The organism is Emticicia sp. 21SJ11W-3 (genome assembly GCF_024138715.1).
Lineage (GTDB): Bacteria > Bacteroidota > Bacteroidia > Cytophagales > Spirosomataceae > Emticicia > Emticicia fluvialis.
This window is the reverse complement of sequence record NZ_CP092074.1, coordinates 289,984-311,527: the sequence shown is the minus strand read 5'-3', so window position 1 is coordinate 311,527 and position 21,544 is coordinate 289,984. Positions and strand designations below refer to the sequence as shown.

The 21,544-nt window shown below is 43.2% G+C and carries 12 protein-coding genes; 6 read left to right on the top strand and 6 right to left on the bottom strand.

Annotation, left to right across the window (positions count from 1 at the left end):
• Window positions 1-74 precede the first annotated feature (74 nt).
• Both MB380_RS01275 and MB380_RS01270 read right to left on the bottom strand, forming a co-directional pair.
• Window positions 75-1,787, bottom strand: coding sequence for a DUF6089 family protein (locus tag MB380_RS01275; protein ID WP_253532361.1), 1,713 nt, complete (start codon window positions 1,785-1,787; stop codon window positions 75-77).
• Window positions 1,788-2,018: 231 nt separating this feature from the next.
• Window positions 2,019-4,106, bottom strand: a complete 2,088-nt coding sequence (locus MB380_RS01270; protein WP_253532351.1) for a S9 family peptidase — start codon at window positions 4,104-4,106, stop codon at window positions 2,019-2,021.
• Between the two features lie 192 nt (window positions 4,107-4,298).
• On the opposite strand from MB380_RS01270, the gene MB380_RS01265 reads away from it, so the two are divergent.
• Window positions 4,299-5,780: a M20/M25/M40 family metallo-hydrolase gene (locus MB380_RS01265; RefSeq protein ID WP_253532349.1), complete on the top strand. Its 1,482-nt coding sequence runs from the start codon at window positions 4,299-4,301 to the stop codon at window positions 5,778-5,780.
• Window positions 5,781-5,829: 49 nt separating this feature from the next.
• On the opposite strand, the gene MB380_RS01260 is transcribed toward MB380_RS01265, so the two are convergent.
• The 4 genes from MB380_RS01260 to MB380_RS01245 form a co-directional block, all read right to left on the bottom strand.
• A complete protein-coding gene (locus MB380_RS01260; protein WP_253532347.1) occupies window positions 5,830-6,222 on the bottom strand; it encodes a MerC domain-containing protein in 393 nt (130 codons plus the stop codon).
• Window positions 6,223-6,439: 217 nt separating this feature from the next.
• Complete coding sequence (locus MB380_RS01255) at window positions 6,440-11,203, bottom strand: hypothetical protein (RefSeq protein ID WP_253532345.1); 4,764 nt, start codon at window positions 11,201-11,203, stop codon at window positions 6,440-6,442.
• Between the two features lie 35 nt (window positions 11,204-11,238).
• Complete coding sequence (gene prmA / locus MB380_RS01250) at window positions 11,239-12,066, bottom strand: 50S ribosomal protein L11 methyltransferase (RefSeq protein ID WP_253532343.1); 828 nt, start codon at window positions 12,064-12,066, stop codon at window positions 11,239-11,241.
• 43 nt (window positions 12,067-12,109) lie between these two features.
• Window positions 12,110-12,634 (bottom strand): DUF2911 domain-containing protein, encoded by a 525-nt coding sequence (locus MB380_RS01245; protein WP_253532341.1) that lies wholly within the window; start codon window positions 12,632-12,634, stop codon window positions 12,110-12,112.
• A gap of 326 nt (window positions 12,635-12,960) precedes the next feature.
• Between MB380_RS01245 and mutL the strand changes: the two genes are divergently transcribed.
• The 5 genes from mutL to uvrA all read left to right on the top strand — a co-directional run bounded on the left by mutL (window position 12,961) and on the right by uvrA (window position 21,540).
• Window positions 12,961-14,859, top strand: coding sequence for a DNA mismatch repair endonuclease MutL (gene mutL, locus MB380_RS01240; protein WP_253532339.1), 1,899 nt, complete (start codon window positions 12,961-12,963; stop codon window positions 14,857-14,859).
• A 10-nt stretch (window positions 14,860-14,869) separates the two neighbouring features.
• Complete coding sequence (locus MB380_RS01235) at window positions 14,870-15,523, top strand: rhomboid family intramembrane serine protease (RefSeq protein ID WP_101728186.1); 654 nt, start codon at window positions 14,870-14,872, stop codon at window positions 15,521-15,523.
• Window positions 15,524-15,559: 36 nt separating this feature from the next.
• Window positions 15,560-16,468: a rhomboid family intramembrane serine protease gene (locus MB380_RS01230; RefSeq protein WP_253532331.1), complete on the top strand. Its 909-nt coding sequence runs from the start codon at window positions 15,560-15,562 to the stop codon at window positions 16,466-16,468.
• A gap of 179 nt (window positions 16,469-16,647) precedes the next feature.
• Window positions 16,648-18,582, top strand: coding sequence for a 1-deoxy-D-xylulose-5-phosphate synthase (gene dxs, locus MB380_RS01225; RefSeq protein ID WP_253532330.1), 1,935 nt, complete (start codon window positions 16,648-16,650; stop codon window positions 18,580-18,582).
• 114 nt (window positions 18,583-18,696) lie between these two features.
• Entirely contained in the window at window positions 18,697-21,540 is a 2,844-nt protein-coding gene (gene uvrA / locus MB380_RS01220; protein WP_253532328.1) for an excinuclease ABC subunit UvrA, read from the top strand.
• The last annotated feature ends 4 nt before the right edge of the window (window positions 21,541-21,544 follow it).

The following is a 21,544-nucleotide window of genomic DNA, read 5'->3' as shown; positions in this document are numbered from 1 at the left end:
CATTGATACAAAACAAAACCCCGGATACACATACTGCGTAGCCGGGGTTTATTTATTGCTTTATTACTTAGCTCTTATTTCAACTGGAACTCAATACGAGTGTTGGTTTTCTTGCCATCCGGAGTTGTGTAAGGAGTTGAAGGATCTTCGTCTCCTTTTCCTTCGTAGGTCATGCGTGCTTTGCTGATACATTTCTTTTTCAAGAAGTAAGCATAAACAGCGCAGGCACGCAATTTAGCAGCACGAAGGTTGGCGGCTGTGCTTGGGCCATCGTTGTATGCCACTACAGTAAGCATACTATCAGGGCATCTTTGCAACAATGTACAAACGCGGTCAAGTTTTTTGTATGATGTTGGTTTCAATTTGTTGGTTCCGCTGTAGAATTCAATTCCCTGAGCTGCTGCGCTTAGTTCATCCAATTCTTCTTTGGTAATCATACATCCGCTTAGCGTTCTGTAACCCGGAGCCATACCGTTTACGTAACCTTCAGGACAACCATCGTTTGACGCAAGACCAGGCAGGTCAGGACATTTATCTTTATCGTCAGCTACACCGTCATTGTCGCGGTCAGGGCAACCTTTAGCTGCTACAGAACCGGCAACTCTAGGGCAAGCATCATCTTTATCAGGAATACCGTCGCCGTCTGTATCAGGACAACCTTTCAGTGAAGCCGGACCAGGCTCGTTAGGACAAGCATCTTCTTTATCTGTAATACCGTCACCGTCTGTATCAGGACAACCTTTCAAGGCTTTCAAACCAGGCACGTCAGGACAAGCGTCATCTTTATCAGCTACGCCGTCTTTGTCGCGGTCAGGACAACCCTGCAAAGAAGCAGGACCCGCTAAAGTTGGGCAGGCATCATCTTTATCAGCTACGCCGTCACCATCTGTGTCAGGACAACCGTTCAAGGCCATTGGACCAGCCTGAGTAGGGCAGGCATCATCTTTATCAGGGATACCGTCACCGTCTGTATCAGGACAACCCTGGAATTTACGAAGACCTTTTTCATTTACACAGGCGTCGCAACGATCAACAACACCGTCTTTATCTGTGTCTTTATCACCAAAACGGTAAGATACCAGTAAATTACCTACAGCGTAACCATCATTATAAGCTTTATTAGACACAAGGCTTGTAGTAGCGCGGCTTGTTCCATCAAGATAATCAGAGAATGCGTAGCGGTAACCCACTTCAAGACCCAATGTCCATCTTTCTGCTACATTATATTTTACACCTAAACCAAACGGAATTGCAAGCGCACCTTTTTTAAGGTTTGCTTTGTCTTCATCCATCCATGATTGCAACGGAGGGGCAGTAGCACCCGACTGAACCGTTACTGTAGGATTAGTGAAAACACCTGCAAGACCACCATATAGATAAGGTGTCAGGTTTCTTTTAAAGCCTCCGTCACAGAAATACTTGCGCTCGCCGAAAGGATATACTTCAGCTAGTAAAGATAATTCTGAAAGAGGTGAAGTAAATTTCAGGCGACGATAATTCCATCTTCCGTTAGGGTTATCCAAATCGTTTCCGGCTAAACCACCAAAGAAGACCTGACCTCTTAACGCAAAATAGTTACCCAGGTGACGACGAACAAATGCGCCGAACATAGGACGGTTTTGTGAAAGATAAGATGCATCTTCTTGCATGTCTCCATAGTTCTGGTTAACTCCAAGCAGGAGGCCTGCCTCCCATTTGTATGGCTTGCAAACTTTGCAGGTGTCTTGAGCTTGCGTTGTCAGGGCAAAGACGAATAACGACGCAAATACTAGTATTGCCTTCTTCATGTTGGGGAATTTTTTGTTAATTCAAAAATAAAATGTTGTAAAAAAATTGGACTAAATAAAATATTAAGGTCACAATCTGTTCGGAATATGGTGGCAAATAAAAAACAAATAGTTAGAAATTTAAAAAAAACGGGCTCATTTTTTTTGAAAATATGATTAATTGGTAAAAACACCCGGTTAAAACCGCATTTAGCCCTGAATATTTCTGAACTACACCTGCCTTTCGAAATTTCAATGTAAGGCATTGGCTAAATCGAGCATAAATACATACTCTTTCGCTATCAGCTTCAGAGAAGAAAAACGACCTGATGCACCCCCATGCCCTGCCTCCATGTCTGTATACAATAACAGCAGGTTTTGGTCGGTTTTTCTGGTGCGTAATCGGGCCACCCATTTTGCGGGCTCAAAATATTGCACCTGCGAATCATGTAAACCGGTAGTTATCAATATATTAGGATAATTCTTAGTATCGATATTGTCGTAAGGAGAATAAGACAGCATATAGTCATAAGACGCTTTGTTTTTGGGGTTACCCCATTCTTCAAACTCTCCGGTGGTTAGCGGTATGCTTTCATCAAGCATGGTAGTAACCACATCTACAAATGGTACGGCTGCTACTATGCCCTTGTACAAATCAGGCTGCATATTATTAATGGCGCCCATCAGTAACCCACCTGCGCTACCCCCCATGGCAAACAATTTGGCGGGGCTGCAATACTGGTTAGCAATTAGGAATCGGGAACAGTCAATGAAGTCATAAAATGTATTTTTCTTATTAAACATTTTGCCGCTGTCATACCATTCGCGGCCCATTTCCTGCCCCCCGCGTATGTGCGCAATGGCATAAACAAACCCCCTGTCGAGGAGGCTTAAACGTACCGAACTAAAGGTGGCATCGGTTGAGTATCCGTAAGAACCATAAGAATACTGTAACAAAGGGGCCGTGCCGTTTAGCAGTGTGTCTTTACGATAAACAATTGATACCGGTACCTTTACTCCGTCGCGAGCTGTTACAAAAACCCGTTCAGATACATAATTGTTTTTATTGAAGTCGCCCAAAACGGCCTGCTGTTTTTTCAGTTCTACCTCACGGGAATCAAGGTTATAGTCAAATGTAGAACCGGGCGTTGTAAGCGATGTATAAATGTATCTGAGCACATGGGTGTTAAAGTCTGGATTAGCGCCAATGTAGGCATCATAGGCGGGTTCGCTGAACTCAATATAATGGTCATTGCCGTTGGTCTGATTAATTACCCGCAATTGAATAAGCCCCTCTGTCCTTTCCTGCAATACCAGATGGTTGGTGAATACCTCCATCGACTCCAGAAAAACATCTTTTCTGTGAGCAATTACCTCTTTCCATTTTGTTTTATCGGCTGCTTCATTTTCCTTTACCTCCAATAGTTTAAAGTTAACGGCCTTGTTCTGATTAGTGCGGATATAAAATTTATCATGCAAATGCTCAATTACGTATTCATGCCCGCGTTCTCTTTCGGCAAATACTTTAAATTCGCCCAATGGCTTTGCAGCCTCTAACAATCTGTATTCGGTAGATACGCCGTTGTGGTCGCAACTGATGGCAATGTATTTTTTTGATTTCATTCTATAAAGCCCCATGTAAAACTGGTTGTCTTTTTCTTCATATACCAGTACGTCGGTCTTTACGTCGGTATCTAATTCGTGGCGCCATACCTGATACCCCAGCAGCGTTTGCTGGTCGCGGCGGATATAAAAAAATGTTTTGTTATCTGCCGCCCAGGCATAGCAGCCTCCCTCGGTATTTTTTATCTGTTCCTTATATAATTTACCTGTTTTCAGGTTTTTGAATCTGACGGTATAGTTGCGTCTGCTAACGGTATCTATTCCATAGGCCATCACCTCATCGTTATCGGTAATTTCGTATCCACCAATATTAAAGTAAGATTTAGCTTTCCCGAGTTTATTACCGTCGAGCAGTATCTCTTCAGGCGCATTCAAACTTTCTTTTTTGCGGCAATAAATGGGATATTCGCCACCTTCCATATATCGGTAGTAGTAAAAATAGTTGCCTTCCTTAACCGGCACCGATTCGTCTTGTTCCTGAATACGGCTTTTCATTTCCTGAAATAGCTTTTCTTCAAAATCCTTTACCGGAGCTATCACCTGCTCAAGGTAGGCATTTTCAGCATTCAGATATGCTATAACCTCGGGGTTTTCTCTTTCATTAAGCCAATAGTATTCATCTATGCGGGTGTGGCCATGTACTGATAATTCTTTGGGTTGCGGTTTTGCTACGGGCGGGGTAATCCCATCGTGTTTCATTAGTTGTATTGTACTCATATTGTTATTTTTAGGAATTTTCTTTCTGTATTCAGATAATATATGAATTTTAAACCGGCATACCTTCGCCGGCTTTTGGTTTTTATATTAACCGTTAAAAAACGGTTTTTTGTTCAACAAAGAAATAATTACGATTTTTATACCTAATATTACGGGTATAAACTAAATGAAATTAAAATAAATACAGTGTAGATGAGAAAGAGAATTTTACTTTTGACAGTTGTTGTAAGCGTCTCGTTGTTTTCTGCTTTTACTTTACCCAAAGACGAGTTGGAAGAAGTTTTCGGAAAAATCAATGATGATGTTCTGAATCGCGGCCGTGCGTATGAAACTCTGGGTGAAGCCACCTCAAGCATCGGGCATCGCCTTACAGGAAGCCCGAATGGTAAAAAAGCTGAGGATTTTGCCTATAACTTGTTGAAGGAATACGGTTTTGCCGACGTGAAATATATGCCTTTTGAGGTTGAATCGTGGGCAAGAGACACCGTTAGCCTGGCTATTGTACCCAAAGGCAGTGATAATTTCAGAGATGTTGAGGTAGTGGCACTGGCGCACTCGCCGGTTTCGTCGCACATCAAAGGCCCGATTGTAGATTGTGGCGACGGTGTAGAGGCTGACTTTGAAAAAGTAAAAGATCAGGTTAAAGGTAAAATTGCGTTGTTCAATATCAACCTGCAATCGCCGGAAAACAAAGGCAAGAAAAACCTGCACCGCTCTGAAAAAACAGCATTGGCCATTAAATACGGCGCAGCGGGGGTAATTATTGCCAACGCGGTTGAAGGAGGCGTACTGCTTACAGGAACGGCCTCTGTTACCGGCGCGCTGATTCCGATTCCTGCTGTTTGTGTATCGGTTGAAAGTGGCAAGCAGATTCGGAAATGGATGAACGAAGAGCCTAATCTGCTGGCGGTAATTGATATGCAGAATTTCAGCCGCCCTATTAAAGCCAGGAACGTGATAGCTACCCTACCCGGAAGCTCTAAAAAACTTAAAGATGACAAAATTGTAATTGGCGGACACCTGGACTCGTGGGATCTGGCAACAGGTGCAATGGATAACGGTATTGGCTCTTTTACTGTTTTAGACGTAGCAAGGGTGTTTCAGGCATTGAAACTGAAAACCAAAAGAACTATTGAGTTTGTGATGTTTATGGGCGAAGAACAAGGCCTGCTGGGCTCTAAGGCCATGGTGAAAAAATATCTGGATGAGGGAAAACTGGATAAAGTTCAGTTAATGATGAATCTGGACATGGTAAACAATGCCCGCGGGTTTAATGCAATGGGGCGCCCTGAACTGAGGGCTTTCTTTGATGAAGTAGGCACTAAAATCAGAAAAATTGATTCCAGCTATACCAACACCAATCCGAACGGAGCCGGTTTGCACTCAGACCACCAGCCGTTTATGATACAGGGGGTGCCGGTTTGCTCGCCGTCGGGCAGTTTCCCGGTAAAAGCCTACAACTGTTATCATGCCAACTGCGACCGCTTTGATTTAATTGATAAAAAACAAATTAACAATAATGTTCGATTCACAGCCATGATGCTTTATGCCCTGGCCAATGCTGATGCATTGCCTACAAAGAAAATGAATGATGAAGAAACCAAAGAGTTTTTGATTAAACAGAATCTGAAAAACGAGCTGATAATTGGCAAAGACTGGCGTTGGAAAGAATAAGATTTTATACCGGGGCTCTCATGAAAATGAGGGCCTTTTTTATGGATGATTAATGCTGGTGGCTATGGCAGGCTCTTTTATGAAAATACCAGTTTAAGCCATAAGCAAGGGCCATTAACAGGCCGCCGCTTACATTAAAAATGGTTTCGTAGGCGTTAGAAACAATAAAGATACCCAGCATATTAAATGCCAATGCCAGAGTTAACAAAGCAAGGGGAAGCGAATTACGATGATTCTTGTAATCTTTTAACAAAAGATAAACCGCCAGGCAGGCACTTATGGCAATCAGAAAAAACTCTGATTTTTCGCTGATGGTATTTTTACTCAGATAAGGTAATGATGTTATTATAAAAGGCATAGCCAGACAATGCACCATGCAGAGTATAGAAAGCCACAGACCTACTTTATTGAGATTATGATAATGAGTGAATATTTTCCGCATACTCCATGTGAAATTGTATCACAGAAACCGTGACACAAAGATAGAACAAATATGCAACATCATTGCAATTGTTTTAGTTCAATCTTATCTGTTCTTTCGGTTTTCATTATTCGGGTTGTGCAGGGCTGTGCTGATCAATCAATATTCCTGCTGCTGTTTCAGGTTATTTGCTTTGCAAAAAAGGGCTGGCTTCTTAGTCGGCCAACCCTTAATTCTGTTAAAAACCCTCTTTTTCTGCTTCTTCTTTCTTTTTCTTTTCTTCCTTTTTCTGCGTTGCCTCTTTGGGGGCGTCTGCCAGCTTCTTGGGGTCAACTTTGGTTCCTTTAGGTGGTTCTTTCAGGCCGCGGTAGGTTTCCAGGAACATCTTTCTGAAAAGAATGGCCTCTGAGTGGTCGACGGCTATAACCTGATACCCACGGTCTTTTCTTCGCTCTCCTTTAGTTACCAGCGCATTGAAGGCATCATCAGAAGATATAATACCCATTTCATTTTCTTTATACCCCATATAATACCAGCTTTCTGGCGATAGCTCCAGAAAAACATAGACCTCGTCGCCGGTAACTGGGTTTTTCCGTATCTCTACATAACCATTTATTTTGGCATTGATATCTGTCTCGCCAATGTTTGATACCCCCAGCTTGCCTACACTTCTGTAGGCGTTCTGCTTAGGCTCCCAGACCAACTGCAGGTCGCTGAATACAATGGTATTGATAAAGCGGGGCGAAAACCTGAATAACGGCACATATTCTTTAGCAGACCGCAGCTTGTAGTCTTCAATGTCTTTTTCGCCTACGATATACGAGATTTTTGAAATCAACTCAGGCGAATTAAGCTCAATGGCGGCTTCGTTTACACCCAGGTCAAGGTTAGTTTTTACAATTTTAGTAGCCATATTAGCCAGTATAGGCTGTGCCACCGGGAAGTTTACCAGCATCATGGTATTAAACTGATGCCTTGACGAATCGAGTCTTAAAGTAGCAAAACCTGTTGTTTGCATATACTGTGCCAGTTCTTTACCCAACAGGTTGTATTTGCCTTCAAGATTAATAATACCCTTGTCTTCAATCAGCTCGTATTTATTAACAGCTGTGGCTTTGGGGTCATCAGGTTTTATACTGAACAGCCTGTTTGTTTCGTCTCGGCGCAAGACACCGTTTACCACAAAAACATCCTGGTCTTCTTCGGTTTCTTTGGCAGACAAAAACGTAGGATACAATCCATTAGTAGAAGTTGTAGTTCTGAAATGCAAACCGGCAAACAGCGGTTCTTCATCACTTTTCAGGTTTTTATCAACTGTAATAACCACTTCTTCAGACTTTTCTCCTTTGTATGGTATCCAGTAACCACCCAGTTTAGGATATTTTTTAAGTACCGGCAATACGAAACCATCCATAGCCAGGGTTTTAACAGGCGCCCACATAGAAATTTCTCCCTGATAGATGATTTTTGGTGACAGATACACGCTATCGCGGTCTCTGACGGTGGCATGAGCATAGGTAGAATACCCCTTCTCTTTTGTTTTCCTGCCGTCAGGCCCTGCCGGGAGCTTTACCTCCCTTAACTCAAAGTCACCCATTTTTATATTGAAAGTATCTTTTCTGGCATTCACAAACTGATAGGAGGCATCTCCGGTAAATCTGCTTTTGGAAAGAATCTGTATGTTACCGTTGCTCAGGTTATGAAAGCCGTTCAGGGTGTCAATTGTCAGTCGGGCATTTTTGAAAGGTAGCATTTCGGCATCTTTTCTGATAGCCACCTGCCCTTTGTTAGGCATGATTCTGGCATCTGCCGATTGAATGTATGGCACTCCGCCGATATTCAAGGTTAGTTGCTCAATATCGTATACTGCCGAACTCCCTTTGAAAGCCAGCCCTTCCTGGGCAGAATTAGTTGATGCAAACAGCGTAGAGGCTAAATCGCCTTTCATGCTTATCTGTTTTTTCTTAATGTTCCACTCTGCTTTGTCTATGTTGGTTTTATAGGCTGCATAAGGGAACTCCAGCGATGTCTGCCTTGTGGTATCATTAAAGCTATTGCCTTCATTACCCACAATGTTTACCAGGCTTTTGGTAATATTGAAATTAATATCTACGTTTTTTGCCAACAAAACCGCTTTGGTTGAGGGAGAACTGGCCTTGATTTTAAACTGCGAGTTATCGGCAAAAAAGCCTTCTTTATTAAACTTGAATTGTTCAGAGCCGGTCTCTGAATCATTTCGAACCAGGTTGCCTGCACCAAATAATCCGGTTTTTCTTAATAGTATTTTTCCTTTTAAAGATGAAGATGCCTGATAAAAATCAAACCCTTCAGTAGAGGCAATCAGCATTGAATCTGCTTTGGGTATCCATTTCAGGGTGTAGTCTTTTACATCTACCTTAGGGTAATAAGCCCCACCGGGCCTGGCGGTTTCCAGCACTTTACCCACCTTGCCTTTGGCTGTTAATGAGTCGGTAAAAAAGAAGATTTCGTCAGATGTTAAAGTGGCAGCCAGATGATTAATGTCTCCTTTAGTATGCAGGCCTTTGTCGTCCATCACCAGCTCAGAGGCAAACTTAACAGAGGTTTCGCTGCCATATACAGGGTACTTACCGCCGGGCACTTTATGCGAAAAGCCGATGGTGGTATCTGTCAGAATTTTTAGCTTTTCTTTAAACGGTTTAAATATATTACCCGAATAGAAGGTACCACTAAACTCCAAAGGTTTTACGTTCAGGCTGTCAAAGTCTATTTTCGGCACCTCAAATCGCACTTCACGGTTAAATGCCCGGTTGCCTCTGTAGGCATCATCAAAATAAACAATTACTCCCTTATCTATTTTCAGTATTGGATACTGCGGCAAATGCATCCGGCCCGACTTGTTATCAGGTTTGTTCAGATACACCACGCCTGCGTTATCATATTTAAATTTACTGCCTATCTCTTTGGTAGCGCCTTTGGCATAGGCATCAGGGGGTGTAAAGGTAATTGAATCTATCCTCGGCAAAGAGAGCGAGTACTTCTCGTAATCGAGTACCAGTTCTTTACCAGAAAAACGAAAGTTCTTTGCCTTTAACTGACCATTAAAGGCAAAGGTTCTGTTTTTACCTACTTTTACGATACCATCATAAGGCAATACATACGCTTCCAGCGAATCGCTCAGGTTAAAACGCTTCACACCCCTTATCAACAGTGATTTGTCTGTCAGGTTTAAGGAAGCATTAGCGGTAGAGTCTTTACTGCTGCCATAAATAGAAGGTATGAGCAGGTCGTCAAAATCTTTTTTACCAGTGTTGGCAGCCAGATAATGCTGCCCTTTTCTGGTAATGCTGTAGAGGTCTGTTATGGGGTTATAGTATAAAAACCCCTGCTGCTCGGCCAGCATAAAGCCTGATTTCAGGTTCTGGGCCGATACCCGGTTATTATTAAATGCGCCTACCTCATGCACACTGAAAGAAGATTTGTTGTTTTTCTGCACAAAATTAGAGGCCACCAGCAACGGATTAAAACTGCCACCACCGCTGAGCCTGCCTAACCTTTGGGCGTCAAAGAAATCGAGCGATTCAAACAAGGCCGGTACCTGCGTTTTGCCGGATACAATATAGAAATCCATTTTGCCTTCTGCCAGATTCCACCGCATGGCATCGCATTTGATACCCAACTGATGATACGAATCTATAAACAGGGCATCTCTGTAGCTGCCGGCTTCTATTTTATTCAATTTCAGCAGGCCGTCGGCAGGTATGTAATTGAGTTTTACGGCCGGATGATAGATGGAGTCCTGGCCGATGTAGGTTACAAAGCTGGCCAACTGCGCATTGATGAAAGCATCATTAATTTCGAAGCGCGTACTACTGGTTTTAAAAACAGTTTTGCCGTCTTGTTTTACTGTAATGTATGCATAACTATTGCTGGCAGATGAAGAAAAGATTCTTTTGCCGATAATAGAAAACCCACCTTTGTACTCAATACTTTTATCGATATTCTTGATGAAGGCGTCGCTCTGGTAAGACATAAAACGCGGATACGATGCCGGTACATTTTTGGCGCGCTTTTCGCCTTTAAACTCCAGCACTCCTTTTACCGGGGCTGTCAGGCGGTCGGGATAGGTAAAAGCAACATCTTCTGCTGTAAAACGCGGGTTTCTGACTTCAAAGGTATAGTCGGCCAGGGTTGCTGAAATCTGAGGTAGTCCGAGATTAGCCCAGGTGATTGTGCCGCCCTTACCTACAAAAACGCCGTCTTTCAACGCTATGGTGCCTGAAGTTTGGCTAATAGCCACTGAGTCGCTGGCGGTGGCCATAACCAGGTCGGCATTGCTGAACTCAACAGCCACACCAGACAACACCGGCATGGGTTTCTTAGTCAACTCCTGTAACCCATTGCCAGCAGAAAGCGGCGGTGTTACGGGTACGGGGGCGTCCCAGCCATCAAATAATTTTGATTCTTCTTCAGGGGCAGGAGCTGCCGTAGTGGCAGGTGGGGCAGCTTTTGCTGCTTCTGGCATTTTACCAGAGAAAGTGAAATCGAATGTACCCCCAAGTACATATAACCGGTTAAAGCCCGAGGCATAGATTCTCCGCTTCTCCAGAAAATCCTTGAAGGTTTCAAAAACACGGGTAGCTGTTTTTAGGTCATATTGCTCAACCGTCTTTTGCGCCACCCCCAGAAAATTATCAAGGCGTGTATTGTTATAGTTTTCTTGTGTTATCAGTTTATCAATCAGCAGAAAGAGGTAATAAAACTGTGCCATTTTATGCCCTTTCAGCCCCATCCGCCTGGTTGTGTTCATCAATACCGTTTTCTGGCTGTCGGTAAAGCGGGTTGTCCAGTAAACCTCAAACTTATCGCCCATGGCAATGGCTATGGCATTTTTTTCTGCGCCCATTACCGTCTTAATCTCACTGATAAAGGTCTGTGGGTTTTCTGACAACCTGATTGATTGTGCCTTTGCCCCAACCGACAAAAGAATACCACAACAGAAGATAATAGTTAGGTGCCGCATATGAAAAGAACTGCGATTGTGTTCGCCCTTTTAAATTACTTATATTTAAAAACGACTGCCGCCCAATTATTCTTGCTTAGATGAGCCAGTTTTTTTAGCCCCGCCGACTCGGCAACTGTTTGAATATCAGCAATATCTTTTTCATAAAACCCACTTACTATCAGTTCGGCGCCCGGAGCCATGAATTTAACATACGCCGGTATCTGGCTGATAAGGATATTCCGGTTAATATTGGCCAGTACAATTTCGTAAACATCTTGTGGTTGGTCTTCTATGGTACCCTGCCTTACACTTACGTTTGTTACATTATTCAGCCGTATGTTTTCTATGGTGTTTTCAACAGACCACTCGTCAATATCAAATGCACTAATATGGCTTGCTTGCAGTTTTGACGCCAAAACAGCCAGAATACCGGTACCTGTGCCAACATCAAGCACTTTTTTGCCCGTATGGTCAATGTTAAGCTGATGCTCCATTACCATAGAGGTGGTTTCATGATGCCCCGTACCGAACGACATCTTAGGTGTAATAATGATTTCATAAGGAAACCCGGGCCTGGGTTCGTGAAAATCAGCCCGAACAAAAATCTGTTCACCAATCTGAATCGGCTGAAAATTCTTCTCCCATTCTGCGTTCCAGTTCTGCCTTACTATCTTTTTAAACTGATACGAAATACCCGTGCGCGCAGCGTAGCTTTCCAGCATTTGCTTCACGGCCATATCATTGAAAATTTCTTCCTGAATGTAGGCCTCCAGCCCGTCTTCGGTTTCAACGAACGATTCAAAACCTAACTCGGCCAATTCTGCCATCAGAATTTCCACAAAATCGGCATCTGCCTGTAACGTTAATTCTATATAATCCATGCTGTAAAGTTCGGAAATTCTTCTTACTTACAAAGTATTTATCTTAAAGTGTAACAGGTACTTTTACCTCGGTGTTCTCCCAAAGCAAAACCATGTTTGCTCCCCCGGCCATTGCAGCAAAGTCTATTTTAAATTGCTCTACGGTTCCGGTGGTTTTGCCGGCTGGCACATCTACCCTTAGTACATCTTGCAACTCGTCATATTTGGTACCCCACTGCCCGGTTTGTCTGTTCAGCACTATAGTCCATACATCCGCATTGGGTACTGTCCATAAAGTATATGTTCCGGCTTTTAGTGGTTTGCCTGCAATTTTTACATCTTGCTTTACTGTAAAGAGCGTGGCCTCGTTAGCACCGGTTCTCCAGACTTTGCCATAAGGCACCAGCTGGCCAAAAACCACACGGTCTTTTTTGTAAGGGCGGCAGTAATCTACCTGAACCGATAAGCCATTCTGATTAAACGATGCGGTATCAGCAGGGCTTTTGCTTTTGGTATAGGCCCTTACGCCAAAAAAAGCCAGAGCTAATACAGCCACCCCGGCAAGAAGTATTCCTATCTTTTTGTTCATACGAGAAGAATTTAAAGTAATTGATTAATGCTGAGCCACTATTTAAAGACGCTGCTTTTTTATAAGAACTCATCTTTGAGGCGGTTCGTTTGAAGAGCCACTAAAATTAAATAAAGTTTTTTTCTGTTTTCATTTCAGAAAACGTCAATTTTGCGGTGCAAATGCTTTATACTTTTTTTGAAAACCAATATGTGTAAAATTGTAAGCGGCCCTGAGCAAGTGTAAGCCTTTGGGGTTGAATTTATTTGCAAGACAGGAACAATTTGGTTTAAAATTAAGGTTAATTAAATAATTAAAAACAGTTAAGAGGGCAAAAATACATACAAATGCTAGATATTATTCATTTACTACCTGATTCGATTGCCAATCAGATTGCGGCGGGAGAAGTTGTGCAAAGACCGGCTTCAGTAGTAAAAGAATTATTGGAGAATTCGATAGACGCCCAGGCCCAGACCATACAACTGATTGTAAAAGATGCCGGCAGAACCCTGATACAGGTAATTGACGACGGTGTGGGGATGTCGGCCACTGATGCACGCATGAGTTTTGAACGGCACGCTACCTCAAAAATTAAAACAGCCGATGATTTGTTTGCCATCCGTACCATGGGGTTCAGGGGCGAAGCGCTGGCTTCAATAGCCGCGGTGGCTCAGGTAGAATTACGTACACGCCGACAAAATGACGAGGTGGGAACGATGATTAGAATTGAAGGCTCGGAGTTAAAAAGTCAGGAGTCTGTATCTTGTACCAAGGGTACTAATTTTCAGGTAAAAAATCTGTTTTTTAACGTGCCCGCCAGAAGAAACTTCCTAAAGTCGAACCCGGTTGAAATGAAGCATGTGCTGGACGAGTTTCAGCGTGTGGCACTGGCACACCCCGAAATTCAGTTTACGCTTTACCATAACGATGTGGAGGTTTATAACCTTCCGGCCGGAAAACTAAGCCGCAGGATTATTGATATTTTTGGCAAAAACTACCGCGAGCAATTAGCTAATTGCGAAGAAGAAACACCTTTTGTAAATGTAGAAGGCTTTGTGGGTAAGCCGGAGTCGGCCAAGAAAGGGCGCGGTGAGCAGTTTTTCTTTGTCAATAAACGGTTTATCAAGCATAATTACCTGCACCATGCCGTGCTAAGTGCCTTTGAGGCCACAATACCCGAAGGCAGCAGCCCGTTTTACGTGTTATTTCTTGAGATTGACCCATCACACATAGACATTAACATTCATCCGACCAAAACGGAGATAAAATTTGATGATGAAAGAGCCGTGTATGCCATCATCAGGTCGGCAGTAAGACGGGCCATTGGCGTATATAACCTGACACCTACTATTGATTTTGAATCTGATATTAATTTTGGCAATATCACTTCAACCGGCAGGTTCAGCGACACACCAACGCCCATCAGCCAGTCCATTTCAGATTTTGAAAAACCACGAAGGGGGCTTGAGTCACTAGCGTCAATGAGTGATTCATTAAGAGACAGAGGAAATACCGAAAACTGGCGTAAACTGTTTGAAGGTATGGAGAGTTTCAAGCCCAATAACCAGAGTACCCTGGGTTTTCAGAGTGCCGCCTCTCCTGCCGATGCACCCATAACACTGGGCAGCAAAGCCAATGATATTATTCTTGACGAAAGTAAAAGGCTGGCCGAAATAAAAGAAATAACGGCTATTCAGGTTCAGAACAGGTTTATTGTGGCGCAGGCCAAAAGTGGTTTGATGCTTATTGACCAGAGAGCCGCTTATGAGCGTATTCTTTACGAGAAGTATCATAACAACCTGAAAAATAAAAACTCGTTTACGCAACAACTGCTTTTCCCGAAAACTGTGGACCTCCATCCTGCTGATTTTCAACTGGTGCTTGAGATACAGGATGAGATTAAGGCATTGGGTTTTTCTTTTGAAGAATTCGGGCAGAACACCATCAAAATAAGTGGTGTACCACCGGAGGTGCAGGAAGAAAACGAAAAAGAGATTTTTGAGGGGTTATTACAACAATATAAGACCAACCAAAGCGATTTACATCTGGATGTGATTGAGAATGTGGCGCGCTCGTTCTCAAAAAAATCTTCTGCCAAATATATTGGCGAACTTTCGAAAATTGAAATAAATTTACTGATTCATCAACTTTTTGAAACGGCTGTTCCAGGTTATACTCCGAGTGGAGAACCGATTATGACCATTTTATCGGTAGAACGCCTGGCCGAACTCATTATTAAAAAATAAATCAAAAGATATGTTTTATTTAAGCCCTGTTGCCCGTAATTTATTGATAATAAATGTTGTAGTATTTTTTCTGTCGCGCTTTCTCAATGATGATTACATTACACAACAATTTGCGTTCTATAATCCGATTCTGCCTGGCGAATCGATGCTACTGAACCCGAATTTTAAGATATGGCAGCCCGTTACTTATATGTTTATGCACGCCAACCTCAACCACTTAATAAGTAATATGTTTGCTTTACTTATTTTTGGCTCGGGCATTGAAACATTTTTGGGTTCGAAACGTTTTTTAATATACTATTTAATAACGGGGGTCGGAGCTAGCTTTATTTACACTTTTGTAAATATTTACGATATGCTACAGTTCTCGCCGGAGTCAGATGCTTACGCTTTACTGGCCTTAACGCCAATGGTGGGGGCATCGGGCGCGATTTTCGGTATTCTGATAGCATACGCTTATCTGTTCCCGAATAACGAGCTGATTATTTTCCCGCTCCCGATACCCATTAAGGCCAAGTATCTGGTCGCTTTTTATGGTATCTATGAGTTATACTCTGGGGTTCATGGCTCATCAATGGGAGTAGCTCATTTTGCACACGTAGGCGGCCTGCTGGTAGGCTTCATTCTGTTAAGATATTTCGGTTTCGGAAAAATGCGGTATTAATTTTTTGTTTAAATTTGTTTAAGGAAAACAGAGAAGTTGGCAAATTTCTTAGAAGACATAAAAAGACCTTTTCGTCGTGGGAACACATTGGTGCAACTAATGCTCATCAATGCGGTGGTTTTCTTGTCTTTAATTCTGGCAGGCTTTATTTTGTCTTTTGTTCCCGGCGGCAGTGTTATTGAAAGAGCCATCAATAACAACATTATATTGGTTGCGCCTTTAAGGGAACTTGTGATGCAACCCTGGACCCTCCTTACCTACGGTTTTACGCATTACAGTTTCTGGCACCTGCTCTTTAATATGATGACCCTGTTCTGGTTTGGAACGCTGGTACAGGAGTTTATAGGCAGTCGTAAACTGCTAAGTATATATATTCTCGGGGCGGTTTTCAGTGGCATTATTTACGTGGGTATTTATAACCTGCTTTTATTGGCGCCTCAGGTTAATAACATCAATTCAACAATACTGGGGGCTTCTGCAGCGGTATGTGCGGTTATGTTTGCGGCCGTAACGCTTCTGCCTGAATACGAGTTTTATTTTTTCGGGCTTTTTCTTATTAAAATAAAATACATTGCCTGGTTTTTTCTGCTACTTTCTTTTATAGTGCCCAGCAGTGGAATTTCTCATCTGGGTGGTGCTTTGGCAGGCTATTCTTACATTTATTTATTGCGCAAAGGGGTTAACCTGGGCAGCCCTATCGAAGCCGTTGCTGACTGGTGGAGTGATTTCTGGAGACCAAAGCCCAAAATGAAAATACCGCAAAGAAGATACAGTGAGTCTACGGTATCTAACAAAGGTATGAGCAGCTCCGGCCTGGACCCCAATTATTTTCCGGACCAGGATGAAGTAGATGCTATTCTGGACAAAATTGGGAAATCTGGCTATGAAAGCCTTACCAAAGAAGAAAAGCATAAGCTTTATCGTGCCAGCCAAAAGAAAGATTAGTTCAAGTAAATTCTGTTATTTTTTATACCTTTGTTGGCTTCATTTAACTTCATACTTCAAAATTAAGTATGGTTGGCAAACTGTTTGGGCGAAAAATGTAAATTTTTACAATGAAAATAAACATTTTATAATTTCTTTAGTTTAAGCAGAACAATCGACTTGTAATTTGTTATAAAGATATGCTCATCACACCCGGCGAACTTCTGGAAAATATTGAAGAACCCTACGATCTAAGAAAACTTGACCGCTCAAAACTTCCGCAGGTTGCCGACGAACTCCGACAGTTTATTATAGATATTGTGTCTGTTTATGGTGGGCATTTTGGCGCAAGCCTTGGTGTGGTTGAGCTAACTGTAGCCCTTCATTATGTATTCAATACGCCGGATGATCAGCTCGTTTGGGATGTGGGGCATCAGGCCTATGGCCATAAGATTCTTACCGGCCGCAGAAAACAGTTTCATACTAACCGCTTTTATGGCGGTATTTCTGGTTTCCCGAAACGAAAAGAGAGCATATACGATACGTTTGGTGTTGGGCATTCTTCTACCTCAATATCAGCTGCACTGGGTATGGCGGTTGGCTCGCTGCAAAACGGCAACAAAAAACGCCAGCACATTGCCGTAATCGGCGACGGCTCTATGACAGCCGGAATGGCCTTTGAAGCAATGAACCATGCCGGTGATGTAAAAGATGCCAATCTGCTGATTATTCTGAACGATAACTGCATGGCTATTGACCCCAACGTTGGGGCATTGAAGCAGTATCTGACCGACATTACCACATCACAGACCTACAATAAGGCCAAAGATGATGTCTGGAATCTTCTGGGTAAAATGAGCACCTTTGGCAAAAGTGCCAGAGAAATTGTGCAAAAGGTAGAAAACGCCATGAAAGGCGCCTTGCTTAGCCAGAGTAATTTATTTGAAGCGTTAAATCTCCGTTATTTTGGCCCCATTGATGGTCATGACCTTGACCACATGGTAAGCGTAATGGAAGACCTGAAGAATATTCCGGGCCCGAAAATCCTGCACTGTCTTACAGTAAAAGGTAAAGGATATGCCCCGGCTGAAAAAGACCAGACCAAATGGCACGCCCCAGGGCTTTTTGATAAAGTTACCGGCGAAATAAAGAAAAAAGTCTATGACAAGCCAATGCCTCCTAAGTATCAGGATGTATTTGGCCATACCATTGTTGAGCTGGCCGAAGTAAACACTAAAATTATTGGTGTTACACCTGCCATGCCCTCAGGGTCATCATTAAATATAATGATGAAAGCCATACCAGACAGGGCCTTTGATGTAGGCATTGCCGAACAACATGCCGTTACGTTCTCTGCCGGAATGGCTACCCAGGGAATGGTAGTTTATTGCAACATCTATTCAACTTTTATGCAGCGCGCCTACGACCAGGTAATTCATGATGTATGCATACAAGAGCTACCGGTTATCTTTTGCCTCGACAGAGCGGGTTTTGCCGGTGCCGACGGCCCTACGCATCATGGCGCTTATGACATTGCTTACATGCGCTGCATACCGAATATGGTAATAGCCGCCCCTATGAATGAAGAAGAGCTGCGGAATATGATGTACACCTTCCAGCTGGATGAGTCGCAAAAGCTGAAAACAGCCTTTACGATACGGTATCCGCGTGGCGAGGGAGTTTTACCTGACTGGAGACGACCGCTCAGAAAAATGACCATCGGTAAAGGGCAAAAAATAAAAGATGGCGCAGACATTGCCATTCTAACTATTGGCCACATAGGCAATTATGCAGTAGAGGCCTGCCAAATGTTAGAGGTCGAGGGTATAAGCGCAGCACACTACGATTTAAGATTTGTAAAACCACTGGACGAAGGTCTTTTGCATGAGGTGTTCAGACAATTTGATAAAGTAATAACCGTAGAAGACGGTTGCCTGAAAGGTGGTATGGGAAGTGCCGTACTAGAGTTTATGGCCGACAATGAATATACCGCCAAGGTAAAACGCCTGGGTATTCCGGACCGTATAGTGGAACATGGAGAGCAGATTGAGCTGCACCGTGAGTGTGGTTTTGACCCTGAAGGTATAGCTGAAGCTGCCCGGGAGATGATTAATAACAGGATTCTGGTGTACTAAGAAATCTGTACATGTATGATACTGAAATTAAGCGGCTATGGCCGCTTAATTAGTTTTAAACAGGAACCACAAGCCCCTGTTTTTCGTTAGTTTTAAATAATCTGCCTTATACTTGTGAGCGAAAAACAATTGAACGACATCGACCTTACCGGCTTTGACCAGATAGAGGTTTTAGGTGCCAGAGAACATAATCTAAAAAATATTGACGTCAACATTCCCCGTAACAAGCTTGTAGTTATTACAGGTATTTCGGGTAGTGGTAAATCTTCACTGGCTTTCGATACCATCTATGCCGAAGGCCAGAGACGATACATGGAGAGCTTCTCTTCTTATGCACGAAGTTTCATCGGCGACATGGAACGGCCGGATGTAGATAAAATCAATGGTTTGTCGCCGGTTATCTCAATCGAGCAAAAAACTACTTCAAAAAATCCCCGCTCTACAGTGGGTACAACCACCGAAATTTACGATTTCCTTCGCCTGCTATTTGCGCGTGCCAGTGAGGCATTCAGCTATGTATCTGGCGATAAAATGGTGAAGCAAACGCAGGACCAGATTATTGACCATATTCTGCAACAGCACGAAAACCAGAAAATCACTTTACTGGCGCCATTGGTAAAAGGCCGGAAAGGACACTATCGGGAATTGTTTGTTCAGATAGCAAAAATGGGCTATAACAAAGTGCGCGTTGATGGCGAAATAGCAGACATAACGCCAAAAATGCAGCTGGACCGCTACAAGATACATGATATTGAAGTGGTTATTGACAGAATAGTACCCAAATCTGAAGACCGATATCGTTTAAACCAGTCGGTCAGCACGGCCTTGAAGCAAGGCAAGGGGTCTATGATGCTGGTAGATGCACAAGACAAAGCACAGTATTTTTCGCAGAACCTGACCGACCCTAAATCGGGTATTTCTTACGAAGACCCATCGCCCAACAGTTTTTCGTTCAATTCGCCTTATGGCGCCTGCCCTACCTGTAATGGTTTGGGCACGATTGAAGAAATAACCGAAGAATCAATTATTCCTGATAAATCGCTGAGCATTAGCCGCGGTGGTATTGCACCACTGGGCGAATACCGCGATTTGTGGATTTTCAAGCAGATAGAAATTATACTGAAAAGTTTTAAGGCCAATATCTCAACGCCGATTGATAAACTACCACCCGAGGCACTTAAGACCATTCTTTATGGCAGTGAAGAGCCGGTGGCCGTGCCATCAAAAAAACATCCTGGCACTGAATGGAACACCAATTTTGAAGGGGTTATTACCTTCCTGAAACGCCAGCAGGACTCTGACAACGATAAAATACAGGATTGGGTACGCGACTTTCTGGTAATAAGAACCTGCCCTGATTGTAATGGCTTGCGGTTAAAAAAAGAATCGCTGCATTTTAGAATAGACAAAAAAAATATTGCCGAACTGGCAGAATTGGATATCAGTGAAATTGCTGCCTGGTTTGAAAACCTGGAAAGCAGGTTGTCTGACCGCCAGAATATTATTGCCAAAGAGATATTAAAAGAGATAAGAAAGAGGCTTGGGTTTCTGCTGGGTATAGGCTTAGACTACCTGACACTAAACAGGCCTTTAAGAACGCTTTCAGGGGGAGAATCGCAGCGGATTCGTCTTGCCACGCAAATTGGCACACAGCTGGTGGGCGTATTGTATATCATGGACGAACCCAGCATTGGCCTGCACCAGAGAGACAACGTAAAACTGATACAGGCCCTGAAAGACCTGCGAGATTTGGGCAATACGGTTCTGGTAGTAGAGCACGACAAAGACATGATGCTGGAGTCAGACTATATCTTGGACATTGGCCCCGGAGCCGGCCGACATGGCGGAAACATTGTAGCCAAAGGTACACCACAGGAGTTTCTGGCAAACAGAAGTACCACCTCTGACTACCTAAGTGGCCGTATAAATATAGACATACCAAAAGAACGTAGAAAAGGCAATGATAAAGCACTGGTAATTAAAGGGGCTACCGGGCACAACCTGAAAAACGTTACCCTGAAAATACCGTTAGGTAAAATGGTTTCTATTACCGGTGTAAGTGGTAGCGGCAAATCTTCGTTGATTCATGAAACCCTATTCCCGATTCTGAACCGTCATTTCTATAATTCTAAAAGAGAGCCACTGCCATATAAATCGGTTGAGGGGCTTGAGGCTATTGATAAAGTAATTGAGGTAGACCAAAGCCCGATTGGACGTACGCCCAGAAGTAACCCTGCCACGTACACAGGTATGTTTTCTGACATACGTACTTTGTTTGCCGAATTACCGGAAGCCAAAATAAGAGGGTATAAGCCTGGTCGGTTCTCGTTTAATGTAAAAGGCGGCCGTTGTGAAGCCTGCGAAGGCGCAGGAATGAAAAAGATTGAGATGGAGTTTCTGCCTGATGTACACATAGCCTGCGAGACCTGCAAAGGCAAGCGGTTTAACCGTGAAACCCTGGAAGTACGCTTTAAAGGCAAATCAATAGCAGATGTGCTTGACATGACGGTTGAACAGGCACTTGATTTTTTTGAGTTTCAGCCGAAAATTTTCAGAAAAGTACAAACGCTCTTTGATGTAGGCCTGGGCTATATTACGCTTGGCCAGCATGCCACAACGTTGTCTGGCGGTGAGGCTCAGCGCGTGAAACTGGCCGAAGAGTTATCTAAGAAAGATACAGGTAAAACACTTTATATACTAGACGAGCCTACCACAGGCCTGCATTTTCAGGATATCAAAAAGCTATTGGAGGTACTTCAAAAGCTGGCAGATAAGGGTAATTCGGTATTGATTATTGAACATAATCTGGATGTAATCAAGGTATCTGACCATCTGATTGACTTGGGGCCGGAAGGCGGCACCAAAGGAGGGCAGATTATTGCCGAGGGCACACCTGAGCAGGTTGCCAAAGTAAAAGGCAGCTATACGGGGTATTTTCTGAAAGAAGAATTAAAATAACAAG

Coding starts and splice junctions, on each gene's coding strand:
- MB380_RS01275 (WP_253532361.1), bottom strand. CDS start 1,787: ATGAAGAAGGCAATACTAGTATTTGCGTCGTTATTCGTCTTTGCCCTG.
- MB380_RS01270 (WP_253532351.1), bottom strand. CDS start 4,106: ATGAGTACAATACAACTAATGAAACACGATGGGATTACCCCGCCCGTA.
- MB380_RS01265 (WP_253532349.1), top strand. CDS start 4,299: ATGAGAAAGAGAATTTTACTTTTGACAGTTGTTGTAAGCGTCTCGTTG.
- MB380_RS01260 (WP_253532347.1), bottom strand. CDS start 6,222: ATGCGGAAAATATTCACTCATTATCATAATCTCAATAAAGTAGGTCTG.
- MB380_RS01255 (WP_253532345.1), bottom strand. CDS start 11,203: ATGCGGCACCTAACTATTATCTTCTGTTGTGGTATTCTTTTGTCGGTT.
- prmA (WP_253532343.1), bottom strand. CDS start 12,066: ATGGATTATATAGAATTAACGTTACAGGCAGATGCCGATTTTGTGGAA.
- MB380_RS01245 (WP_253532341.1), bottom strand. CDS start 12,634: ATGAACAAAAAGATAGGAATACTTCTTGCCGGGGTGGCTGTATTAGCT.
- mutL (WP_253532339.1), top strand. CDS start 12,961: ATGCTAGATATTATTCATTTACTACCTGATTCGATTGCCAATCAGATT.
- MB380_RS01235 (WP_101728186.1), top strand. CDS start 14,870: ATGTTTTATTTAAGCCCTGTTGCCCGTAATTTATTGATAATAAATGTT.
- dxs (WP_253532330.1), top strand. CDS start 16,648: ATGCTCATCACACCCGGCGAACTTCTGGAAAATATTGAAGAACCCTAC.